Origin of the sequence: Mesorhizobium sp. UC74_2 (genome assembly GCF_042701485.1) — a bacterium.
GTDB lineage: Bacteria > Pseudomonadota > Alphaproteobacteria > Rhizobiales > Rhizobiaceae > Mesorhizobium.
The window spans coordinates 3,094,452-3,115,184 of record NZ_CP170562.1 but is presented as its reverse complement, the minus strand read 5'-3'; the positions used below and the strand labels follow the sequence as shown (position 1 = coordinate 3,115,184).

Sequence of the window (20,733 nt, the reverse complement as noted above, 5' to 3'; positions counted from 1 at the left end):
GGCCAGGTTGCGCAAAATTGGTTCATCGTTTATCGACGATGAACCATGGACTCTCCGTTTGAACTTTGTGGCGCAGGTCACCCTGTCGATACGCGCGCAGTCGCCGCAAAGTTCGCGGCGCTGTCTCATCCTGCGCGGATCGAGATCCTGAAGTGCCTGTCCGCCAGCCGTTCCTGTTGTTGCGGCGAGGTGGTGGATCATCTCGACCTGGCGCAATCGACGGTTTCACAACATCTGAAGATCCTCGTCGAAGCAGGATTGGTCCGCTTCACGCCCGACCGGCAGCGTTCGCGCTACGAGGTTGACCATAAGGCACTCGCCGTTGTCTCCGCATCCGTCGCCGCGCTGGTTGATGCCTGCCGCCATACGGCCGAATCGATTTCATAAGGCAAGAACAGTGGCTGAAAAGACCGTTTCCGCCGCCGATACCGGCACTACTTTCCAGACGCTGCGCAATCTGTGGCCTTATATGTATCCGGCCGACCGGCCCGACCTGCGCTGGCGCGTCACCTGGGCGACGCTGTTGCTGGTGATTGCCAAGCTGGTGCTGGTGGCCGGTCCCTATTTCTTCAAATGGGCGACCGACGCCCTTGCCGGCACCGGGCAATATCATCCGCCACTGCCGGAGATCCTGCTGGCGCCGATCGCGCTCGTTATCGCCTACAATTTCCTGCGGCTCGTGCAGCTTGGTTTCAATCAGCTGCGCGACGCGCTGTTTGCGCGAGTCGGCCAGCACGCGGTGCGCCAGCTGGCCTTCCGGACCTTCGTACATATGCATCAGCTGTCGTTGCGCTTCCATCTGGAACGCCGTACCGGCGGCCTGTCGCGCATCATCGAACGCGGCACGAAGGGCATCGAAACCATCGTGCGCTTCATCATGCTCAACACGGCGCCGACGGTGCTCGAGTTCGCGCTTACGGCCGGCATCTTCGGCTTTACCTATGGCTGGAAATACGTCGCGGTCGTTGCCGTCACCGTCGCGCTCTATGTCTGGTTCACGGTAAGGGCGAGTGACTGGCGCATCGGCATCCGTCGCGACATGAACGACAGCGATACCGACGCCAACACCAAGGCGATCGATTCGCTGCTCAATTTCGAGACGGTCAAATACTTTGGCAATGAGGCGATGGAAGCCCAGCGCTTCGACCGGTCGATGGCGCGTTATGAAACCGCCGCCACGCGCATCTGGACGTCGCTCGGCTGGCTGAACTTCGGCCAGGGCGTTATCTACGGCCTCGGCACGACAGTCGTCATGTGCATGTCTGCCTATGAGGTGATGAACAAGACGCAGACCATCGGCGACTTCGTGTTCATCAACGCCATGCTCATCCAGCTCTCGGTGCCGCTCAATTTCATCGGCTTCATCTATCGCGAGATCCGCCAGGGGCTGACCGACATCGAACACATGTTCGACCTGCTCGGCGTGAAGCAGGAGGTGGTCGACAAACCGGGTGCGAGGCCGCTCGCCATCGGCAGCGGGAATGTCGAATTTCGCGATGTGCATTTCTCCTATGATCCCAACCGCAAGATCCTGAAGGGCGTGAGCTTCGAGGTCCCGGCCGGCAAGACGGTCGCCATCGTCGGGCCCTCAGGCGCCGGAAAATCGACCATCTCGCGGCTGCTCTTCCGCTTCTACGACGTTCAGTCTGGCGCGGTGCTGATCGATGGACAGGATGTGCGCGACGTCACGCAGGAAAGCCTGCGTTCGGCCATAGGCATGGTGCCGCAGGATACCGTGCTCTTCAACGACACCGTCGCCTACAACATCCGCTACGGCCGCATGGGCGCCGGCGAGGATGAAGTCCGCCGCGCGGCGGAGCTGGCCCAGATCGGTCCCTTCATCGAGCGCCTGCCGGAGGGATACGCCACCATGGTCGGCGAGCGTGGCCTCAAGCTCTCGGGTGGCGAGAAGCAGCGCGTGGCCATCGCCAGAACGATCCTCAAGGCACCGCCGATCCTGATACTCGACGAGGCCACGTCCGCGCTGGACAGCCATACCGAGCAGGAAATCCAGGCGGCACTCGACCTGGTGTCAAAGGACCGCACCACGATCGTCATCGCCCACCGTCTGTCGACCGTGATTTCCGCGGACGAGATCATTGTTCTGAAGGATGGTCAGATTGCCGAACGCGGTACGCATGGCGATCTGCTTCGGCAGAATGGCCTTTACGCGTCGATGTGGGATCGCCAGCGCGAAGCGACGGAAGCCGAAGAACGCCTGCGCATCGCCCGCGAAACGGACGATCTCGGCGTCGTCGTGCGCAGACGCACGGAAGAAGTGTCGTAGGCAACACGCTTCTGCGTTATACCAACGGTCGGGTTGACGGACGTCTTGGGCAGGGACGTACGCCGCAACAAAAGCCGGGGAACCGATGCTCTACGCCATTCTCGCTTACCACGCCTCGGGCGTGGTCGAATCCTGGACGCCTGACGAGGACGCTGCTGTGATGGCGGATCTCGCCATTGTCCGCGATAGACTGCTTGCGGAGGGCAAGCTCGGCCCTGCCGCAAGGCTCGGGCCGACCGAAGGAGCCTTCACCTTGCGTGGACCGGGAGCCGGCATGGTCATCGATGGACCGTTCGCCGAGACCAAGGAGCAATTGCTCGGCTTCTATGTCGTCGACTGTGCGACGCACGAGGAAGCCGTTGAGGCCGCTCGCAGCCTCCGCAGCGCCAATCCGACCGCGGTCTATGAGATTCGGCCCGTTCCGGTTTATTTGCCGGGTGTTCCATTCCCGGCTGTGCAAGCCGAAGAAAATTAGAGGGATCTCAATCCCTTAGCCGGATGGGCTGCTGGATATCGCAGCGCTCGCAGCTGCGTTTACGCCTTGGCCGCTGCCCGCGCGGCTTTGGCGCGTTGCGATGGCAGGCGCTTTCCGGTAGAGAGGCGCATCCGAAACGGAGCCGCCCCCAGCCCGATGAATCTTGTCGACACGGTCAAGAACGCGTTCGTTCCGATCCACCGCGAAGGCTATCCGTTCATCGCGGGCTTTGCCGCGGCGACGCTGCTGCTCGGCTATTTTTCGTCGACCCTGTTCTGGATCGGCCTGATCCTCACCGCCTGGTGCGCCTATTTCTTCCGGGATCCGGAGCGGGTGACGCCGGTCGATGACCGTCTGGTCGTCAGCCCGGCCGACGGCGTCGTATCGGCGGTAGGGCCGGCGGTGCCTCCGCGTGAGCTTGGCCTTGGCACGACCGAGATGACACGCGTCTCGGTATTCATGGATGTGTTCTCCTGTCATGTGAACCGCGCTCCCGTGCGCGGTCGCGTCACGCGCATCGAGCATCGGCCTGGGAAATTCCTCAATGCCGAACTCGACAAGGCAAGCCAGGAGAACGAGCGCAACGGTCTCGTCATCGAAAGCCCGAACGGCACGGTCGCTGCGGTTCAGATCGCCGGTCTGGTGGCGCGGCGAATTGTCTGCTGGGCTGACGCCGGCGGCACGCTGGCGGTCGGCGAGCGTTTCGGGCTGATCCGTTTCGGCTCGCGTGTCGATGTCTTCCTACCTGCCAACGCCGCTCTGCGCGTCGCTGTTGGCCAGACCGCGGTTGCCGGCGAAACCATCATTGCCGAGTTCGGCGGTGCGCAGGCTGCGCCGCTTGTGCGCATCTCGTAGGGACGGCGCGATGGGCGCTCCCTTCAAGAAATTCGAGGCGCACGGTCATGGTGGGCCGCGCATCACGGAAATTCCGCTGCGCATGGTTCTTCCGAACCTGGTGACCGTTCTGGCGATCTGTGCCGGCCTTTCCGGTATTCGCTTTGCTTTCGAGAACCGTTTCGAGACCGCGGTGGTGATGGTGCTGCTTGCAGCATTCCTCGACGGCATCGATGGTCGCCTGGCCCGGCTGCTCAAAGCAACGTCGAAGTTCGGCGCACAGATGGATTCGCTGGCCGACATCGTCAATTTCGGCGTCGCACCCGCACTGGTCCTCTACGCCTATCTGCTTGACAGGGCGGGATCGCCCGGCTGGATCGCAGCGCTGCTGTTCGCCATCGCCTGCGGCATGCGATTGGCGCGCTTCAACGTGCTCGACGAGCAGACGGATCGGCCGGCATGGCAAGCCGACTACTTCGTTGGCGTGCCGGCACCGGCGGGTGCCGTTCTGGTCCTGCTGCCACTCTACCTGGCTTTCCTCGGCATGCAGCCGACACGGCCGATCGCATTTGCGGGCGTCGCCTTCACCGTGCTGATTGCTTTCCTGCTGGTCAGCCGGTTGCCGGTCTACTCCGGCAAGAGCCTCAAGATTCCCGGAGATCGCGTGCTGCCGGTGATCCTTGCCGTCGTGCTTTATGTGCTGCTGCTGGTCAGCTACCCATGGCACACGCTGACGGCATCGGTGGCAGCCTATCTGATCTTCCTACCCTTCAGCGTGCGCGCCTATTCGCGTCGTGCCAAGAAGGAAGGCGAGGCGATCCTGCCGCCGGATGTCGACCACAAGGGGATCGAAGGCGAAGGCTGAGCCGCAAGCCTCGTCCGGGGAGATTGTTCTGAAGCGTCAGACGGCCAGCCCCAGTTGCTCCATCGCCAGCTTTTTCGCGGCGACATAATCAGTCTTGCCGGATCCCAGAACCGGGAGCGTATCGACCTTGACGATATCGTGCGGCACCATGAGTTCAGCCGCGCCATGCTGCTTGCTGAAGTCGCGCAGATCCTCCGGATCGGCATCATCGGCGGTGGTCACCAGGACGATACGTTCGCCCCGCCGTTTGTCGGGCAGCGCAACAGCGGCGTGATTGTCTTCGGGCCAGAGCGATCGCACCAGCATTTCGACCGCGCCCAGGGACACCATCTCGCCGGCAATCTTGGCAAAACGCTTGGCTCGGCCACGGATGGTGATGAAACCGTCCCGGTCTACCGAAACGATGTCGCCTGTATCATGCCAGTTCTCCAGCCGCTGCAACTCTCCCGGCCGGTCCGCGGTCATGTAGCCCATCATCATGTTCGGTCCGGCCAGCCATAACCTGCCGCCATCCTTGATGCCTTCGACGGCATCGAGCCGCATGCGAATGGCGGGCAACAACCTGCCGACGGTACTTTCGCGGCTGTGGATCGCGGTGTTGACAGCGACAACCGGGGCGGCCTCCGTCAGGCCAAAACCTTCGACGATATCGGCCTGAAACCGGTCTCGGTAGGTACGGCGTGTCTCCGGTTTCACCGGTTCGGCACCCGCCACGATGAAGCGCAGGCTGGCGAAATCACTGTCGCTGGCCTGGCGTGCATAGTTTGCCAGGAAGGTGTCGGTGGCAATCATCGCGGTAGGACGCGTCTTGCCCGCTATTTCTGGAATGATCTTGTAGTGGAGGGGGGAGGGATAGAGAAACGCTTTCATCCCGCTCAGCAGCGGCAGGATAGCCCCGCATGTCAGGCCGAAGGAGTGAAACGCCGGCAGCACGTTGAGCAGGGTATCCTTGGGTGAGAGCGAAAGACGCGCCTCGGCCTGCATGGCATTGGCCACGAGATTGGAACTGGAAAGCACAACGGCCTTCGGCTGCCCCTCCGAGCCCGAGGTGAACAGGATCACCGCAGGCTTCTGCGCGTCCTGCGGCTGCAGCGGCCAACGCCATAAGGCAGCTGCTGCCAGCTTTGCGAGGCTCGATGTGCTCTCACGAATGTCCTCGAGCCAGACGAATTTGGCGCCGCCGTCTTCGGCGGCGGTGACAATATCGGCAAGGGATGCCTTTTCGACAAAGGCGCGCGACGAGACCACGGTGCGGATCACCGCTGTGCGCACGGCGGAGGTTACATTGGCGGGACCCGCCGTGTAGTTGATCATCGCGGCGACGCGACCGGACGACCAAAGTCCAAGCAATGAGATCACCATGGCGTTGGCGTTGGGCAGGATGACGCCCACTGCCTCGCCGGGTGCCGTACGCGCCTCGATGTGCTGGCCGAAGACGCGCGCGCTTGCGAAGAGTGCCCTGTAGCTGAGTTTTCCGCTCACCACGTCTTCGATGATCGGATGAGAGGAGCCGAAGCGATCCGATGCAGCGCGGGCCGACTGGAAGAGGCTGCTTCCGAGATCGGTGGCACCGAAGCGGGCCTCCGCGACATAGTCGAACAGCGCATTGCCGCGATTTCGTGCTGGCTCGCCATCTCGCGCAGCCAGTTGCTCAAGCGTCATCGGTGGCAGCACGCTGATCGTGAGCTGGGGAAACAGCGTGCGCGGAGCTTGCTCTGCCGGTGACAGCGAACTGGGAAGCCAGCGGGCGCCGCCGACGAAGATCGGTACGATACGGGCATCCGCCTGCAGGGCGATTCGTGACACCGCGCGGTAGAGCCTGAACGATTTCAGGTCCGGTTCGACAGCATCCGGGAAATAAACCGCGAGGCGACCTCGCCCTTTCAGGACACGCACCAGCCGCCGACTGACAAAGACATGTTCAGCGTTGAAGGCGATGGTGCGGGCGAGTTCGCGCCAAGGCTCAAGCCAGAACGAGCGCGCAGAGGCCTCGTCGAGAATGTGGAGCGTATTCTCCGGCAAAAGCGACAACATCAGCGCCGGATCGAGCTTCGACTGATGGACAATTGCGTAGATCACAGGGGCATCCGCGTCGCGGGCGACCCTGAGTTTGTGATCGGTGATCCGGTAAGCGAGCTTGAACGGTGTGTAGAGGAATGCCTGGGCGAAGCTCAGCCCAAGGCGGACCTTTTCGATGATTGCGATGAGCAGCCAGACAGCCGCGACAGCTGCGAACAGGGCAACAGCCAGGATCATACCGCGTCACTCCCAATGCAGTTCAGGGTGTCGCGCGTCCGGTGGGACGCTTCGCGCTCCGATTACCGGCGCACCGCGCAGACCCTATCGAAAGTGGCATCAAGGTCAATGCGAAACGGGAGAGTGCGCTCGTGCAAAGAAAAAGCCGACCATGAGGTCGGCTGGAGGGGGACGGGCCGAGGGGTTGGGGGGACTAGAGCATGGCCCGCAGCACAATAATGCGCGGGCCCTGTGATGGTTCCATGACAGCGCAATTATTTTACAGCTTTGGCTGTGGAAAGCTGCGCCAGGCGCTGCGCGGAGCTCCAGTCATGCCAGCCGTGTGCGAGGACCGCGGCTAGTACCACGGCTCCGCCTGTCAGACTGGCGTAGGGAGGGATCTCGGACAGGAAAAGCCAGGCGAACAACGCCGCGGCGGGAATCTCGGCTGCACCGAGCAGCGCCGCCTCCGGAGCAGGGATCAGCCTGCTGCCTTCGGTCCATAGCACCGAGGCGACCGCGAAAGAGGTGCCGAAAACCGCCAGCAGGACGATATCCTGGCGGCTGATGGCCAGCGGATCCGTGACGAACCGGCCAAACAGGAACAACAGCAATGACGAAACGGCGCCCGCCCAGACCACGGGGGTGTCGCGGAAGCCACGGACCATGATCATGTAGAGCGAGCTGCCGATCGTCATCAGCAGCGCCAACCCGTCGCCGAACAGATTGCCCGTGCCGAGGCCGGAATGCACCATGACGGCGACACCGCAAAGCGACAGCAGAGCCGCAGCCATCGTTGGCAGCCGGAACGGTTCGCGTACCAGTATCCAGGCGAGCAGGGCGGTCACGAATGGCGCTGTCGCGTAGATCACCGCGACATTGGCCACATAGGTGAACTTGAAGGCCGCGATGAAGGCGATGCTGGCGGCAGCCCCTTCGACGGCCAAAAGCCATCCACGCCAGCCGAGCCGCAAGTCAGGCCGCTTTCCAGTCTGGCCCGGCCGCCAGCGCACATAGGCTCCGATCAACAGGAAGCCGACAAATCCGCGCCAGCAGGTCACCGTCAGCGCGTCGGCGGTGATCGATTTGGTCAGCACACCGCTTAGGCCGAAGACGATTGCCGATGCTGCCACCAGCAGGATGCCGAGTGCACGGTTCTTTTCAGCCTCATTCGCCTGTTCCATCAGCCCCTCCGGTGCCGATCATACTAGCGTCGGGCTCCTGACAGCCTTCTGACAGGAATATCGGTTGTTCAGGCCGCGGGTTTGCGGAAACGTTCGCTGGCGACGACGACAAGACCGGCAAGCACGATGATGGCCGCACCGACAAATACGGCGTCACGCGGCACGTCGCCCCAGATCAGGAATCCAAGCGCGAAGGCCCAGAGCAAGGCTGTGTATTCGAACGGGGCGATGATGGAGATCGGTGCCCGCTTCATCCCCTCGAACAGGAAATACTGGCCAAGGCCACCGAGGACACCGACAGCGATCATCAGCGCAAATTCCTGCCAGCTTGGTGTCTGCCAGCTCCACAGCAAAGGAATTCCGGCGATCACCAGAAAGAATGCGTTGTTCAGCACGAGCTGCACAGTGGTGCGCTCCTGTGTTGCGACCTTGCTGAGCAACACGATGGAAAGACCCCAGAAGCCGGCCGCCGCCAATACCAGCAGAACGGGCAGCGAGAAGCCGAGGCTGGCGGGATCACAGGCGACGAAGACGCCGCCGAAGCCCATCAGGACGGCCACCCAGCGCAGCAGCGGGACTTTCTCCTTCAGGATCACGATCGACAGAGCCGTCACGATGATCGGCGCGGCGAAATAGATGGTCGTGAGCTCGGCGAGCTGCAGGTCCTTCGCGGCCGTGTAGTAGCAAAGCCATGCTGCGAGGATGAGGAAGCTCCGCAAGAGCATGGATTTGAGGATCGGCGACCGTGCCGAATCGATGACCAGCTGCCCGCCGCCGGCTGCAAGACAGCCAACGAGGATCGTGGCACTGCGGATGAACAGAATCTGCCAGACCGTGGCGGCCGTCACCAGCAGTTTGATCGAGGCGTCCTGCAGCGAAAACAGCAGATAGGCCAGGCTGGTCAATAGAATGCCAGCCAGCACCTTTTCGCGCGTATCGGAGAGAACGACGTCTGTCATTGTGGGCTCGGTTGCGGAATACGCGGCCGAGCCAGGACCGTCATTGGTCCAGGCCCCTCCGTAGCTGCCAAGCTACACGAGAGGCTGCTTCAGCGCTGCTGAGCCAGACAAATGCTTGCGTTGGCGCAGTTCTGGAGTGTTTCCATTTTTCACGGAAACGCTCCAGCTTTTGTCTACGCAATTCCGGACGGAAAACCGTTTCACACTTTCCCTGGAATTGCCTTGGCGCCGCAACGTGCCCCAGCTTACTGGGCGGGAGCCGGTTGCTGCTGTTGCTGCGGCTGCTGCTCGGCGCCGGGCTCGTCGTCGCCCATATCGGCATAAGGCGAGGCGCTCGGCACGCACTGGACGGTCCAGCCGGTTGGCGCAGGCTGCTGCTTCTGGAATTCGGTAATGGCTGCAGCACACTGCTCGCGATTGTCGAAGGTGCTGGGCAGTACAACCATGCCGCCTTGCGGGCCGGCAACGACGAGATACCAGACCAGGGCAACGGTCGATGACATGGGAAGTCCTCACTTTGGGATTGGGAATGAATGAGTTGACGGAACCTAGCAAGTCTTGGCGGCGCGTGAAAGCACGCGCATGACATCCGGCTTCGAAAGCTGAATCAACCTTCGGAGCCAGCTGCCTTCAAAAGTGAACACAGCAACCGAACTTGGATTTAAGTGTGGCCTGGATCCGACGGTTGCCGCGGGTTTCTCACTCAGCCGCAAAACAATAAAACAGCCCGTCGCCGCCGGTGCCTTTCAATGCGTCCTGACTGCAGCCGCCACGCGAGCCGTGCGACGAGTTCCAGGATTTGGCCGCTGCCGAATCGTCCAGCCCGGTGCGATCGGAGTGACCCATGAGCGCGACGCCCTCGGCCCCGCTCTGTGTCCAGTCGCCGCAAGTCTTGTCGGTGGCCTTGGTGCCGTCCGGGTTCGAGCCGGTCAGGATATCGTGGCGGTTCGGCTTGTCGCCGCGTCCATTGATGACCTCGCCTCTTTCGTTGAGCGCCGTCTGCTTGGTGAGATTGTTCTTGTCGCTGTGCAGGGACGCGACATCATCCGCTATCCTGTCGCCCTTGGCATTGAGCCACGGGCCCTTGCCGATACGGTCGCGTGCATCGGTGTCCTTGGTGGAAAGGTAGGCATGCCAGGTCTTGCCGGTCACGCCAGCGGCTTCGGCCAGCTTGCCGCAATGGGCATCCGCGCCGGCCAGTCCGCCAAGATCTGCGCCCTTGCCGGAACCAACGCTGGTGACGAAGAAACTCATCCTTTTGTCCTGAGCATAGGCGGATCCCGCAAGGATGATCGCCGCGGTCATGGACAAGAAAAGCAGTTTGCGCATGGAAATTCCTCCCGGTTGGATGCCCCTGCCATGGGCAACGATACCGGGGAAGGAATTCATCCCGCAACCAAGACCTGCTTGAGTACCGAAGGTCTCAGGCCGGCATCTGGTACGAGACCCAGCGATTGGGCTTGGCCTGAAAGATCATGCCGGTCTCGGTGACCGACTGGCCGGCAAGCGGCACGATGCGCGCGGCAATTTCGGAAGGATGGGGCAACGTATCCGGGTTTTCGCCCGGCACCGCCTGCGCGCGCATGGCGGTGCGGGTGGCACCGGGATCGACCATGTTGACGCGCAGCGGCGAATTGCGGGTCTCGTCGGCCCAGGACCGCCCCATTGCCTCAAGAGCGGCCTTGGAGGCGGCGTAAGGCCCCCAGAAAGCGCGTGCGGAGTGAGCGGCTCCCGAGGAGAGCAGGATGGCCCGGCCCGCGTCGGAAAGCCTGAGCAGCGGGTCGACCGAGCGGATCAGGCGCCAGGTCGAGGTGACGTTGACGTTGATCACCTTCTCGAAGGTCTTGGCTTCGACATGGCCGATCGGAGCAATCACGCCGAGCACGCCCGCATTCGCGACCAGGATATCGAGCTTGCCCCAACGTTCGTGGATCGCGCCGCCCAGCCGGTCGATGCCGGCCATGTCGGCGAGGTCAAGCGGCACCAGCGTCGCCTCGCCTTTGCCGGTCCTGGCGTGTTCCGCCTTGATCTCGTCATCCAGCTCTTCAAGTCCGCCAACGGTACGCGCAACCGCGATGACATGCGCGCCGGCGGCCGCCATCTGCTTGGCGATGAAGTAGCCGATGCCGCGCGAAGCGCCGGTGACGACCGCAAGGCGGCCGGTGAGGTCTGGAGTAGCGGTCATGCGGTCATCCAATATGACGAGAACGGTCAGCGCGATCAGATAGGACGAAATTGGCGCAAACGAAACCCCGCGAGCCTTTGCCGATGGCCGGTTCGACGAATGGTCGCAGCATTTCATGGGGCCATGTCGGGAAACGCGACCTCCCGACGTCCTTGGAATGAACTCGGCTTCCAGAGGAGGACAAAATGGGCCGGACTGTCGCAATTCTCGTCGCAAGACTGATCTTCGCCGGTGTTTTCGCCATGGCCGCAACCTTCAAGTTTGCGGGAATGGCCAACACGGCCGCCTACATCGCTGCGGTCGGCTTTCCGGTCCCGCTGTTGCTGGCCTGGCTGGCGGCGATCTTTGAAGTCGCGCTGGTGCTGGCGTTTCTAAGCGGCGCCTTCTTTTCGGAAGCCGCCTTGCTGGCGGCCGCCTATGTGATCTTCCTGGCCGTCTCGTTCCACGGTCCGTCGCGCTGGCAGGCGAACCAGGCCGAGTTTGGCTTCTTTGTCGACCACTTCACCTTCTTCGCGGGGCTGCTTTACGCCGCGGTTCACGGCCCGGGCGAAGTTCTCGCCATCAAACGAAGTCTGGTCGGGCGGGCCACGGAGTCCAGCGCGCAGTCATGACCAGCCATCAAAGGCCGGGTACCAGATGCCGCGTCGGAGGAAGTTGCCGACATTGGGTCGAACGTGGTTCTGTTCGAGATCCTCTACGCTCTCGACGGGCCTGACGCGACACACTGGCATCTCTGCCTCGGCGAAAAAGTGCAGTTTCAGCAGAGCGAGAGCATCCCTTGCGTCGGAAGCGGTAACTCCGACCCCAAGAGTCATCCAGGCTGGAAGGCGCTCGAAGTCTTTCTCATCGAAGTCGATCCAGAAGACGCCGAGCGGCATCTGTTGTGATCGGCTTACTGTCCGCCGCTCGCCAGCAGCGACAGCGTGCGCACGTTGTCGGCGCCTTCGTGGTCGAGCAGGCGCGTCGGATATTGCCCGGTGAAGCAGGCGTCGCAGAACTGCGGCTGCTCTTCATTGCGCCCGGCCTCGCCGACGGCGCGATAAAGCCCCTCGATGGTGAGGAAGCCGAGCGTGTCGACACGGATGAACTCCGCCATTTCCTGCACCGACATCCGCGAAGCCAGCAGCTTCGACTTCTCCGGCGTGTCGACGCCGTAGAAACAGGACGCGCGGGTCGGCGGCGAGGCGATGCGCATATGCACTTCCTTGGCGCCGGCGTCGCGCACCATCTGCACGATCTTCTGCGATGTGGTGCCGCGTACGATCGAATCGTCGACCAGCACCACGCGCTTGCCTTCGATCATGCGACGGTTGGCGTTGTGCTTCAGCTTCACGCCCATGTGGCGGATCGAGTCGCCCGGCGAAATGAAGGTGCGGCCAACATAGTGGTTGCGGATGATGCCGAGTTCGAACGGAATGCCGGCTTCTTGGCTGAAGCCGATCGCGGCAGGTGTTCCGGAATCCGGGACCGGCACGACGATATCGGCTTCGACGGGGTTTTCGCGCGCCAGCTCCGCACCGATGCGCTTTCGCACATCATAGACGTTGCGGCCCTCTATCGAAAAGTCCGGGCGGGCAAAATAGACATATTCGAAGATGCAGAAGCGGGTTTTTTGTGGCTCGAACGGGAAATGGCTTTCGATGCCCTTGGTGGTGATGACGACCATTTCGCCGGGCTTGATGTCGCGCACGAAGCGGGCGCCGATGATGTCGAGGGCACAGGTTTCGGAGGCAAGGATCCAGGCACCGTCGAGATCGCCCAGCACCAGCGGGCGGATGCCCAGCGGATCGCGCACGCCGATCAGCTTCTTCGAGGTCAGGGCGACCAGCGAGAAAGCGCCTTCCAACTGGCGGATGGCTTCGATGAAACGCGAATTGATGTCGCGTTCCTTCGAGGTGGCGACCAGATGCAGGATCGTCTCGGTATCGGACGTCGAGGAGAAGATCGAGCCCTGCTTCTGCAGGGTGCGCTGCACGGTCAGTGCATTGGTGATGTTGCCGTTATGGGCGACGGCGAGACCGCCGGTGGAGAGCTCGGCGAAGAAAGGCTGCACGTTGCGCAAGCCGGCGCCGCCGGTGGTGGCATAGCGCGTGTGGCCAATGGCACGGTTGCCCTGCAGCCGGTCGATCACCGACTGCTTGGTGAAGGTGTCGCCGATCAGGCCGACATGCCTTTCGACATGGAACTGGCTGCCGTCGTAGGAGACGATGCCCGCTGCTTCCTGGCCGCGATGCTGCAAGGCATGAAGTCCAAGTGTGGTGATGGCGGCCGCATCCTGGCGGCCGAAAATACCGAAGACACCACATTCGTCGTGGAAGTGGTCATCTGCCTCGGCGCAAAGCACGTCGTCTGCGTCTGCCATGCCGGAAGCCTCTTGTCCGCTAAAACCGCGATATAAGGCCATGGCGCCGCGAAAGCAACGTGCTCTCGCGGCGTTTCACATGATCGTCAGTTGTTTGTAGCCGGCGCATTGCCGCCGGCGGGCGGCTGATCGGCCGGAGCTTCGTCGTCCGGTGCCGGCGCCTCGTTGTTTTCAGGCACTGTCCCTTCGGGAGCCGGGGCCTGCGTACCTGCGGGCGGCGTTCCGGTATTGGGCACCACGCCGCTCTTGTTGAGCTGCTTGAGGATCGTTTTTTCTGGATCTTCCGGCAGCACGCTTTCGATGTACTTGCCGATCGATTCCAGCAACGGACGCGACTTCGATTCGGCCACCCAGTTTGGTGCCTTCTCGCCCGCCAGCCAGTTGAAGAACATCAGCCCGACAGCGACGACCAGAATGCCGCGCGCGGCGCCGTAGAGGAAGCCCAGCGTGCGGTCGAGCGCGCCAACCCGGGAATCGATGATCCAGTCGGCGATTTTCATGGTGATCACCGACACGACGATCAACGCGATCAGGAAGACGATGCCGGCGGCAGCGCCCATCGCGATCTTTTCATTGTCGATATAGGGCTGAACGTAAGGAATGACCGGCTTGTAGAACAGATAGGCGGCGACCGCCGCTGCCGCCCAGGAGGCGATCGACAGCACCTCGCGAGAGAAGCCGCGCACCATGGCAAGCATTGCAGAAACAAGCGTGAAGCCGGCGAGAATCCCGTCTAGCAGCGTAATCGGCATGTCCTGCGCCTACTCCATATGCCCTGTTATTCGTCCTCGATGGCGCGGCCGCGGCGGGTGCCGGCGATGCGCGCCACAAGATCGGCGAGCTCGGTAGGCTGGAAAGCGCCGGCGCCTATACCCCCGGCAATTTCCTCGCTGCCCACGGGCAGGACTGCGCTTCCGAAGCCCAGCTTCTCGGACTCCTTGAGACGCTGTTGCGCATGCGCAACCGGCCTCACGGCGCCGGAAAGGCTGATTTCGCCGAAATAGACGCAATCAGCCGGAAGGGCAAGACCGGTGAGCGATGACACCAGCGCCGCAGCCACTGCGAGGTCGGCGGCCGGTTCCGAAATGCGATAGCCGCCGGCGACATTCAGATAGACGTCGTGCTGGCCGAAGCGCACGCCGCAATGTGCTTCCAGGACGGCCAGGATCATCGACAGCCGCGCCCCGTCCCAGCCGACCACCGCCCGGCGGGGCGTGCCGAGGGAAGAGGGCGCGACGAGAGCCTGGATCTCGACCAGCACCGGCCGGGTGCCTTCCATTCCGGCAAAAACCGCGGCGCCGGGCGACTTTGCGTGCCGTTCGCCGAGGAAAAGCTCGGAAGGGTTGGCGACTTCCCGCAACCCTTTGTCCGACATTTCGAACACGCCGATCTCGTCGGTCGGGCCGAAGCGGTTCTTCACCGTGCGCAGGATGCGGAAGTGGTGGCCGCCTTCGCCTTCGAAGTAGAGAACGGCGTCGACCATGTGCTCGACGACACGTGGTCCGGCGATCTGCCCTTCCTTGGTCACGTGTCCGACGAGCACCACTGCAGCGCCTGTGGATTTCGCATAGCGGATCATCGCCTCGGGCCGCCGCGCGTACCTGCGTGACCGTTCCCGGGGCCGAATCGGCGAGGTCGGTCCACAAGGTCTGGATCGAATCGATGATGACCAGATCCGGGCGCTTGCCGTCGGCGATGGTGGCCAGGATATCCTCGACATTGGTCTCGGCGGCGAGTTCCACTGGCGCCGAGGCGGCACCCAGACGCTGCGCGCGCAGCCGGATCTGCGCGACGGCCTCTTCGCCGGACACATAGACGATGCGATGGCCCTGGCGCGCGAGTGCCGCTGCGGCCTGGGTGAGCAATGTCGATTTGCCGATGCCGGGGTCGCCGCCGACCAGCAGCGCCGAGCCGCGCACGAAGCCGCCTCCGGTGGCACGATCCAGCTCACCGATCCCGGAAGCAATGCGCGGCGCGTCCTCGATATCGCCCGAAAGTGTCGTCAGCGCGACGGCGCGGCCCTTGCGGGCGCTCTTCAGTGACGCCGGTCCCGAGCCGATGCCGCCGGCGGTGCCTTCTTCGATCAGCGTGTTCCATTCGCCGCAGGCATCGCACTTGCCTGCCCAGCGCTGATGCACCGTGCCGCAATTCTGGCAGATGAACTGTACGCGGGACTTAGCCATGAACCTGGTCGCCCCGGTCCGGGAAGTTGCGGCCTTTTCGGACAAGGATCATGTGCTGGGATGCCAGGGCGCAGATCAATGTTCGAACCGCTCGGGCAGCTGATGCTCTTCCGCGAGATCGGAGAAACGGGTGTATTGGCCCTCGAATGCGAGCTCGACCGTGCCGGTGGGGCCGTGACGCTGCTTGGCGATGATGAGTTCGGCCTTGCCCTTCACCTTCTCGAACTTGATCCGCCAGTCTTCGTATTCCGGCGTGCCTTCCTCTGGCTGCTTGTTCTGCATGTAGTATTCGTCGCGGTAGACGAAGAGCACGACGTCGGCGTCCTGCTCGATCGAACCCGATTCGCGAAGGTCGGACAGTTGCGGGCGCTTGTCGTCGCGGCTTTCGACCTGACGCGACAGCTGCGACAGCGCGATGATTGGAACGTTGAGTTCTTTCGCCAGTGCCTTGAGGCCGGTGGTGATCTCGGTGATTTCCTGCACGCGGTTCTGCGAGGATTTGGCGGAGCCCTGCATCAGCTGCACGTAGTCGATGACGATGACTTCCAGGCCGCGCTGGCGTTTCAGGCGCCGCGCCCGCGCGGCAAGCTGGGCGATCGAGATGCCGCCGGTGGCGTCGATGTAGAGCGGGATCTTCTGCATGGTCTGCGCGCAGGCGACCAGCTTCTCGAAATCCGACTCGGTGATCTCGCCGCGGCGGATTTTCGATGACGAGATTTCGGTCTGCTCCGAGATGATACGGGTCGCCAGCTGTTCCGACGACATTTCCAGCGAGAAGAAACCCACCACGCCGCCATTGGCGGCCTTTGTCGATCCGTCGGCCTGCTGGGCCGGCTGGTAGGCTTCGGCGATGTTGAAGGCGATGTTGGTGACCAGCGATGTCTTGCCCATGGCCGGGCGGCCGGCAAGGATGATCAGGTCGGAGGGTTGCAGGCCGCCGAGCTTGCGGTCGACGTCGCGCAGACCGGTGGAGATACCGGACAAATGGCCGTCGCGCATATAGGCGGCATTGGCCATGTCGACGGCGGTTTTGACCGCATCGGTGAAAGCCTCGAAACCGCCATCGTAGCGGCCGGTCTCGGCCAGTTCGAACAGGCGCCGCTCGGCGTCTTCGATCTGCTCCGCAGGCGACATGTCGACAGGCGCATCGTAGGCGATGTTGACCATATCCTCGCCGACCGTAATCAGGGCGCGGCGGGTGGCCAGGTCATAGATGGCGCGGCCATAGTCGGAAGCGTTGATGACGGTGACGGCCTCTGCGGCGAGCCTCGCGAGATATTGCGCCACGGTCATGTCGCCGACCTTGTCGTCGGCTGGCAGGAAGGTCTTGATGGTGACCGGATCCGCCTTCTTGCCCATGCGGATCAGCTCCGCGGCGACCTCGAAGATCTTGCGGTGCAGCGGCTCATAGAAATGCGCGGATTTGAGAAAATCGGAGACGCGGTAGAAAGCGTCATTGTTGACGAGCATGGCACCGAGCAAAGCCTGTTCGGCCTCGATGTTGTTGGGGGCTTCCCGGTAAAGCGGCGTTTCCGCCGCGCTGAACTTGAGAGCTGCCTCTGCCATGATATCCCCAACCTATCCTGGTGTGTCGTTAGCAGATGGATCGTTGCTGCGGTCCATCCAGACGCCCTGAAAGGCCAACCATGCCCGTGATCCACAGAACGGCTTCATCGTCCACAGGACGATATTCCACCACCCCGAATCCGATTGACTCGGTGGGGCATTAAGCCTAGCCGGGCAGCAGGAACAGATCAAGAACTATTGGCGCGGTCAGGCAGATTCGAGGTCGAGCGTATCACCCCAATCCAGCCGGCGCGCTGCCTTGAAGATGTCGCCGTCGCGTTTCGTGAAAAGCCGCTCCGATACAATGCCGCCAGGCTGGCACAGCTTGAGTGCGACCTTGCCCGAGCCGGCTCTCGGCGGCGCCAGCACGCGGGCTTCCTGCGCGATCCGAGGTGTGCGGGATGCGGCGAGATAGATGAACTTCTCGTCCTCCCAGGGCACTTCGGCATCCTTGGCCAGCCGGTGCAGGCGGGAGCGGGCGACACGTCGCGAAAAATGGCACCAGTCCGGCGCGGCCAGGGGGCAGGGCGCGTGGTGCGGGCAGGGCGCAGCGACAGAAGCGCCGATCTCGATCAGCTGGGCTCTGGCATGCAGGATGCGCTGCCAGCCGGCGGGCGTGCCCGGTTCGACGATGAGCAGCGTGCCGGCGGTCAACTGCCAGAGGCGTTCGATCAGCCGAGACAGTGACGCCGGAGCGATTTCATCCATGACATAGGCCATGGTGACGAGGTCGGCGGCCGGCATCTCGGCCAGATCGATGGTGAGGTCGCCGGCCTGCCAGTGCACTTGCGGCACATCGATGCCTGCCGCGAGCGTTTGCCCCACCTTGCGGGCGGCATTGCTGGCTTCCAGCAATGTTGCCGATTCTATCGAAGTCCACTGGTCGGCGGCTGCCCACAACACTGTGCCGGGTCCAGCGCCGATGTCGAGCATCGTCCTGGGGGCAAAATCCGGCAAGGTGTGTGCAAGCACCTCGAGGCTGGTGCGGACAGCCGCATAGGTGGCCGGCAGGCGGGTGGCGAGATAGGCCTTGGCGGCAACGTCATCACCCATATGCAGACGCCCATCGCGTACTTCCGCACGGTAGCGGTCGGACAGCGTCCGGGAAGCCTGCTTCAAGGTTGCCAGCGGCACGTTGTCCAGCAGTTGCTCGACGGCTTGTCGCAGCGGTGCGGGCAGTTCCATGCCTAGACGCTCCTCGGTGCGAACAGGATCACCGACGCTCCCGCCATGCAGATCGCGGCACCGACAACATCCCAGCGATCGGGGCGAACGCCTTCAGCGAGCCATAGCCAGAGCAGGGATGCGGCGATGTAGATGCCGCCATAGGCCGCATAGGCGCGTCCGGCGGCGTCGACCGGCGCCAGCGCCAGCAGCCACGCGAAGGCAATCAACGAGGCGAGGCCCGGCAGCAGCCACAACGGTGATTTCTCCAGACGCCACCAGGCCCAGAATGAAAAACAGCCGGCGATTTCGGCGACAGCCGCGACAACAAAGAGGAGGATGTTCATCCTCCTCTCTTAATCCATCTCGATGGCCATGGACCAGTCCGGCAAAACGCCCGGCTGGATCTCGCCCCTATTCCTTGACCTTGCGGCGCCGCGCCGGCTTTGCGAACAGCGGCTTCTGCGGCGCATCCCTTACTTCCAGGGCCTTTTCGCACTTGCTGATATAGTCGCGCGTCATGGGCAGGACGTCGTTCTTGTGCGTGAGCTGGATCTGGAACACGACGAGATCCTGCCAGCGGAAGGACGCTTCGGAACCGGACAGGTAGAACTCCCACATGCGGCAGAAGCGCTCGTCGTAGATCGCCTTGACCTTGTCACGGTTGGCGAGGAAGCGCTCGCGCCAGTGCTTCAGCGTGTCGGCATAGTGCAGCCTCAGGATCTCGACGTCGGTGACCGCCAGGCCCGAGCGCTCGATATGCGGCATCATCTCCGAAAGCGCCGGGATATAGCCGCCGGGGAAAATATGCTTTCGGATGAAGGCATTGGTGGTGGTGGCAGGCCCGGTCCGACCGATCGTGTGAAGCAGCATGACGCCGTCCGGCTTCAGCAGTTTCGCGCTTTTGTCGAAGAAGGTCTTGTAGTGGTTGACACCGACATGTTCGAACATGCCGACGGACACGATGCGGTCGAAACGCTCGGACAGGTCGCGATAATCCCGCAGTTCGAAATGCACGTGCCGGTCGAGGCCCTGGGCATGCGCACGGTCGGTGGAAACCTGATGCTGCTCGGTGGAGAGCGTGACGCCCAGCACATCGGCTTCAAAGGCCTCCGCGATGTAGAGGCCGAGGCCGCCCCAGCCCGAACCTATGTCGAGCACGGTCTGGCCGGGCCGCACTTTCAGCTTGGCGGCGATATGCCGTTTCTTGGCAAGCTGCGCTTCCTCCAGCGTCATGTCCGGCCGTTCGAAATAGGCGCAGGAATACTGCATGTCCGTATCGAGGAAGAGTTTGTAGAGATCACCCGACAGGTCGTAGTGGTGCGCGACGTTCCGGCGCGACTGGCGGGCATTGTTGAGCTGCTGCAGCGGCCGGATGGTCAGCCTCGCCGAGTTGACCAGCTTGCCCCAGGTCGACTCGATCCAGGAAATGCCAGTGTTTTGATACACGAGATGGAGGAACGAGAGCACGTCGCCTTCAACGAAGTCGAGTTCTTCTTCCATGAAGGCTTCGGGAATGGCCAGGGATGGGTGCAGGGTGATGGCGCGCTCCGCGTGGCGCGTATGGATCACCATATGCACTTTCGGGCCGCTGCCGTCGCCGAAAGTCCGGGTCGCCCCATTTGGCCCGGTGATGGTCAGATTGCCTCTGCGAACAACGCGTTCGGCAATGCGTTCCAGAAAAACATTCATGACGTGCCCTCAAAGAACGATAGTGACAGCAGTGCTGTCCAATCCCTCAAAAAAGGCGGAAGCGTCGAAAAGTTCCGTTGGCATAAAAAAACCGGCGCCAGGCCCGGTTTCTTGATCCAGTAGCAAGACTGGCTTTATGACAGGTCTCTAAAAGATCAGGCGTTCTCTTCTTCGCCTTCGAAATCGGCGTTCGGATCGAAGAAGCTGTCCGGACGGGCGTTTTCGTTGATGTCGTCGCCATAGATGGCTTCGGCAGTGGTGAGCGTCTCGCCCTTGGACTGACGCTCGGCCTCTTCGGACGAACGGGCGATGTTGAGCGTCACGGTGACTTCGACTTCCGGATGCAGCGCGATCGCCACATTGGTCAGGCCGATGGTCTTGATCGGGTGGTTCAGCTCGACCTGGTTGCGGGCAACCGAGAAGCCTTCGGCGGTCAGCAGATCGGCGATATCGCGGGTCGAGACCGAGCCATAGAGCTGACCGGTTTCGCCGGCCGAGCGCACGATGATGAAGCTCTTGCCGTCGAGCTTGTCGGCGATCTGCTGGGCTTCGGACTTGCGCTCGAGGTTGCGGGCTTCCAACTGGGCGCGCTGACCTTCGAACTTCTTCTTGTTGGCTTCGTTGGCGCGCAGCGCCTTGCCCTGCGGCAGCAGGAAGTTGCGGGCGAAGCCGTCCTTGACCTTGACGGTGTCACCCATCTGGCCGAGGCGGGAAATACGTTCGAGAAGAATGACTTCCATTG

At 62.6% G+C, this 20,733-nt stretch carries 20 protein-coding genes and 1 pseudogene; 7 read left to right on the top strand and 14 right to left on the bottom strand.

Translation table 11 applies throughout. From position 1 onward, the window contains the following. Positions 1-45: 45 nt before the first annotated feature. The 5 genes from ACFJIU_RS15205 (at position 46) to pssA (ending at position 4,461) form a co-directional block, all read left to right on the top strand. The gene (locus ACFJIU_RS15205; RefSeq protein ID WP_379072820.1) at positions 46-387 is read left to right on the top strand and encodes an ArsR/SmtB family transcription factor; all 342 of its coding nucleotides are present in this window, start codon (positions 46-48) and stop codon (positions 385-387) included. Between the two features lie 10 nt (positions 388-397). Continuing rightward, positions 398-2,287 (top strand): ABCB family ABC transporter ATP-binding protein/permease, encoded by a 1,890-nt coding sequence (locus ACFJIU_RS15200; protein WP_379072818.1) that lies wholly within the window; start codon positions 398-400, stop codon positions 2,285-2,287. A gap of 85 nt (positions 2,288-2,372) precedes the next feature. Further along, positions 2,373-2,762, top strand: coding sequence for a YciI family protein (locus ACFJIU_RS15195; protein ID WP_379072816.1), 390 nt, complete (start codon positions 2,373-2,375; stop codon positions 2,760-2,762). A gap of 156 nt (positions 2,763-2,918) precedes the next feature. Then, positions 2,919-3,617, top strand: coding sequence for a phosphatidylserine decarboxylase (locus ACFJIU_RS15190; RefSeq protein ID WP_379072814.1), 699 nt, complete (start codon positions 2,919-2,921; stop codon positions 3,615-3,617). A gap of 10 nt (positions 3,618-3,627) precedes the next feature. Next, positions 3,628-4,461, top strand: coding sequence for a CDP-diacylglycerol--serine O-phosphatidyltransferase (gene pssA / locus ACFJIU_RS15185; protein WP_379072812.1), 834 nt, complete (start codon positions 3,628-3,630; stop codon positions 4,459-4,461). 36 nt (positions 4,462-4,497) lie between these two features. Here the strand turns inward: pssA and ACFJIU_RS15180 are convergent, their stop codons facing one another. The 6 genes from ACFJIU_RS15180 to ACFJIU_RS15155 all read right to left on the bottom strand — a co-directional run bounded on the left by ACFJIU_RS15180 (position 4,498) and on the right by ACFJIU_RS15155 (position 11,024). Further along, complete coding sequence (locus tag ACFJIU_RS15180) at positions 4,498-6,717, bottom strand: AMP-binding protein (RefSeq protein WP_379072810.1); 2,220 nt, start codon at positions 6,715-6,717, stop codon at positions 4,498-4,500. A 254-nt stretch (positions 6,718-6,971) separates the two neighbouring features. Continuing rightward, positions 6,972-7,880 carry a DMT family transporter gene (locus ACFJIU_RS15175; RefSeq protein WP_379072808.1) on the bottom strand — a complete coding sequence of 303 codons (909 nt, stop codon included), beginning with the start codon at positions 7,878-7,880 and terminating at the stop codon, positions 6,972-6,974. 68 nt (positions 7,881-7,948) lie between these two features. Continuing rightward, positions 7,949-8,839 carry a DMT family transporter gene (locus ACFJIU_RS15170; RefSeq protein WP_379072806.1) on the bottom strand — a complete coding sequence of 297 codons (891 nt, stop codon included), beginning with the start codon at positions 8,837-8,839 and terminating at the stop codon, positions 7,949-7,951. A 245-nt stretch (positions 8,840-9,084) separates the two neighbouring features. Then, positions 9,085-9,342, bottom strand: coding sequence for a hypothetical protein (locus tag ACFJIU_RS15165; RefSeq protein WP_326891367.1), 258 nt, complete (start codon positions 9,340-9,342; stop codon positions 9,085-9,087). 196 nt (positions 9,343-9,538) lie between these two features. Continuing rightward, complete coding sequence (locus ACFJIU_RS15160; RefSeq protein ID WP_379072804.1) at positions 9,539-10,168, bottom strand: hypothetical protein; 630 nt, start codon at positions 10,166-10,168, stop codon at positions 9,539-9,541. 94 nt (positions 10,169-10,262) lie between these two features. Then, positions 10,263-11,024, bottom strand: a complete 762-nt coding sequence (locus ACFJIU_RS15155) for an SDR family NAD(P)-dependent oxidoreductase (protein ID WP_379072802.1) — start codon at positions 11,022-11,024, stop codon at positions 10,263-10,265. Between the two features lie 185 nt (positions 11,025-11,209). On the opposite strand from ACFJIU_RS15155, the gene ACFJIU_RS15150 reads away from it, so the two are divergent. Both ACFJIU_RS15150 and ACFJIU_RS15145 read left to right on the top strand, forming a co-directional pair. After that, entirely contained in the window at positions 11,210-11,635 is a 426-nt protein-coding gene (locus ACFJIU_RS15150; protein ID WP_379072800.1) for a DoxX family protein, read from the top strand. A gap of 63 nt (positions 11,636-11,698) precedes the next feature. After that, positions 11,699-11,911 (top strand): hypothetical protein, encoded by a 213-nt coding sequence (locus ACFJIU_RS15145; RefSeq protein WP_379072798.1) that lies wholly within the window; start codon positions 11,699-11,701, stop codon positions 11,909-11,911. A gap of 5 nt (positions 11,912-11,916) precedes the next feature. On the opposite strand, the gene purF is transcribed toward ACFJIU_RS15145, so the two are convergent. The 8 genes and pseudogenes from purF to rplI form a co-directional block, all read right to left on the bottom strand. After that, positions 11,917-13,386 (bottom strand): amidophosphoribosyltransferase, encoded by a 1,470-nt coding sequence (gene purF / locus ACFJIU_RS15140; RefSeq protein WP_379072796.1) that lies wholly within the window; start codon positions 13,384-13,386, stop codon positions 11,917-11,919. A gap of 86 nt (positions 13,387-13,472) precedes the next feature. Next, positions 13,473-14,138 carry a CvpA family protein gene (locus ACFJIU_RS15135; RefSeq protein WP_379072794.1) on the bottom strand — a complete coding sequence of 222 codons (666 nt, stop codon included), beginning with the start codon at positions 14,136-14,138 and terminating at the stop codon, positions 13,473-13,475. Between the two features lie 26 nt (positions 14,139-14,164). Further along, positions 14,165-15,569 (bottom strand): annotated as a pseudogene (radA, locus tag ACFJIU_RS15130) (DNA repair protein RadA). 75 nt (positions 15,570-15,644) lie between these two features. Continuing rightward, positions 15,645-17,135, bottom strand: coding sequence for a replicative DNA helicase (locus ACFJIU_RS15125; protein WP_379072793.1), 1,491 nt, complete (start codon positions 17,133-17,135; stop codon positions 15,645-15,647). Between the two features lie 207 nt (positions 17,136-17,342). Further along, positions 17,343-18,320, bottom strand: a complete 978-nt coding sequence (locus ACFJIU_RS15120; RefSeq protein WP_379072791.1) for a small ribosomal subunit Rsm22 family protein — start codon at positions 18,318-18,320, stop codon at positions 17,343-17,345. A gap of 2 nt (positions 18,321-18,322) precedes the next feature. Continuing rightward, entirely contained in the window at positions 18,323-18,646 is a 324-nt protein-coding gene (locus ACFJIU_RS15115) for a YnfA family protein (protein WP_379072789.1), read from the bottom strand. Positions 18,647-18,713: 67 nt separating this feature from the next. Beyond that, the gene (locus tag ACFJIU_RS15110) at positions 18,714-19,991 is read right to left on the bottom strand and encodes a class I SAM-dependent methyltransferase (protein ID WP_379072787.1); all 1,278 of its coding nucleotides are present in this window, start codon (positions 19,989-19,991) and stop codon (positions 18,714-18,716) included. Positions 19,992-20,146: 155 nt separating this feature from the next. After that, positions 20,147-20,731, bottom strand: a complete 585-nt coding sequence (gene rplI, locus ACFJIU_RS15105; RefSeq protein ID WP_379072785.1) for a 50S ribosomal protein L9 — start codon at positions 20,729-20,731, stop codon at positions 20,147-20,149. Positions 20,732-20,733: the final 2 nt, after the last annotated feature.

Excerpts from the sequence above, each read along its gene's own strand:
- ACFJIU_RS15205 (WP_379072820.1), top strand. The coding sequence starts at position 46 with ATGGACTCTCCGTTTGAACTTTGTGGCGCAGGTCACCCTGTCGATACG.
- ACFJIU_RS15195 (WP_379072816.1), top strand. The coding sequence starts at position 2,373 with ATGCTCTACGCCATTCTCGCTTACCACGCCTCGGGCGTGGTCGAATCC.
- ACFJIU_RS15190 (WP_379072814.1), top strand. The coding sequence starts at position 2,919 with ATGAATCTTGTCGACACGGTCAAGAACGCGTTCGTTCCGATCCACCGC.
- pssA (WP_379072812.1), top strand. The coding sequence starts at position 3,628 with ATGGGCGCTCCCTTCAAGAAATTCGAGGCGCACGGTCATGGTGGGCCG.
- ACFJIU_RS15180 (WP_379072810.1), bottom strand. The coding sequence starts at position 6,717 with ATGATCCTGGCTGTTGCCCTGTTCGCAGCTGTCGCGGCTGTCTGGCTG.
- ACFJIU_RS15175 (WP_379072808.1), bottom strand. The coding sequence starts at position 7,880 with ATGGAACAGGCGAATGAGGCTGAAAAGAACCGTGCACTCGGCATCCTG.
- ACFJIU_RS15170 (WP_379072806.1), bottom strand. The coding sequence starts at position 8,839 with ATGACAGACGTCGTTCTCTCCGATACGCGCGAAAAGGTGCTGGCTGGC.
- ACFJIU_RS15165 (WP_326891367.1), bottom strand. The coding sequence starts at position 9,342 with ATGTCATCGACCGTTGCCCTGGTCTGGTATCTCGTCGTTGCCGGCCCG.
- ACFJIU_RS15160 (WP_379072804.1), bottom strand. The coding sequence starts at position 10,168 with ATGCGCAAACTGCTTTTCTTGTCCATGACCGCGGCGATCATCCTTGCG.
- ACFJIU_RS15155 (WP_379072802.1), bottom strand. The coding sequence starts at position 11,024 with ATGACCGCTACTCCAGACCTCACCGGCCGCCTTGCGGTCGTCACCGGC.
- ACFJIU_RS15150 (WP_379072800.1), top strand. The coding sequence starts at position 11,210 with ATGGGCCGGACTGTCGCAATTCTCGTCGCAAGACTGATCTTCGCCGGT.
- purF (WP_379072796.1), bottom strand. The coding sequence starts at position 13,386 with ATGGCAGACGCAGACGACGTGCTTTGCGCCGAGGCAGATGACCACTTC.
- ACFJIU_RS15135 (WP_379072794.1), bottom strand. The coding sequence starts at position 14,138 with ATGCCGATTACGCTGCTAGACGGGATTCTCGCCGGCTTCACGCTTGTT.
- ACFJIU_RS15125 (WP_379072793.1), bottom strand. The coding sequence starts at position 17,135 with ATGGCAGAGGCAGCTCTCAAGTTCAGCGCGGCGGAAACGCCGCTTTAC.
- ACFJIU_RS15120 (WP_379072791.1), bottom strand. The coding sequence starts at position 18,320 with ATGGAACTGCCCGCACCGCTGCGACAAGCCGTCGAGCAACTGCTGGAC.
- ACFJIU_RS15115 (WP_379072789.1), bottom strand. The coding sequence starts at position 18,646 with ATGAACATCCTCCTCTTTGTTGTCGCGGCTGTCGCCGAAATCGCCGGC.
- ACFJIU_RS15110 (WP_379072787.1), bottom strand. The coding sequence starts at position 19,991 with ATGAATGTTTTTCTGGAACGCATTGCCGAACGCGTTGTTCGCAGAGGC.
- rplI (WP_379072785.1), bottom strand. The coding sequence starts at position 20,731 with ATGGAAGTCATTCTTCTCGAACGTATTTCCCGCCTCGGCCAGATGGGT.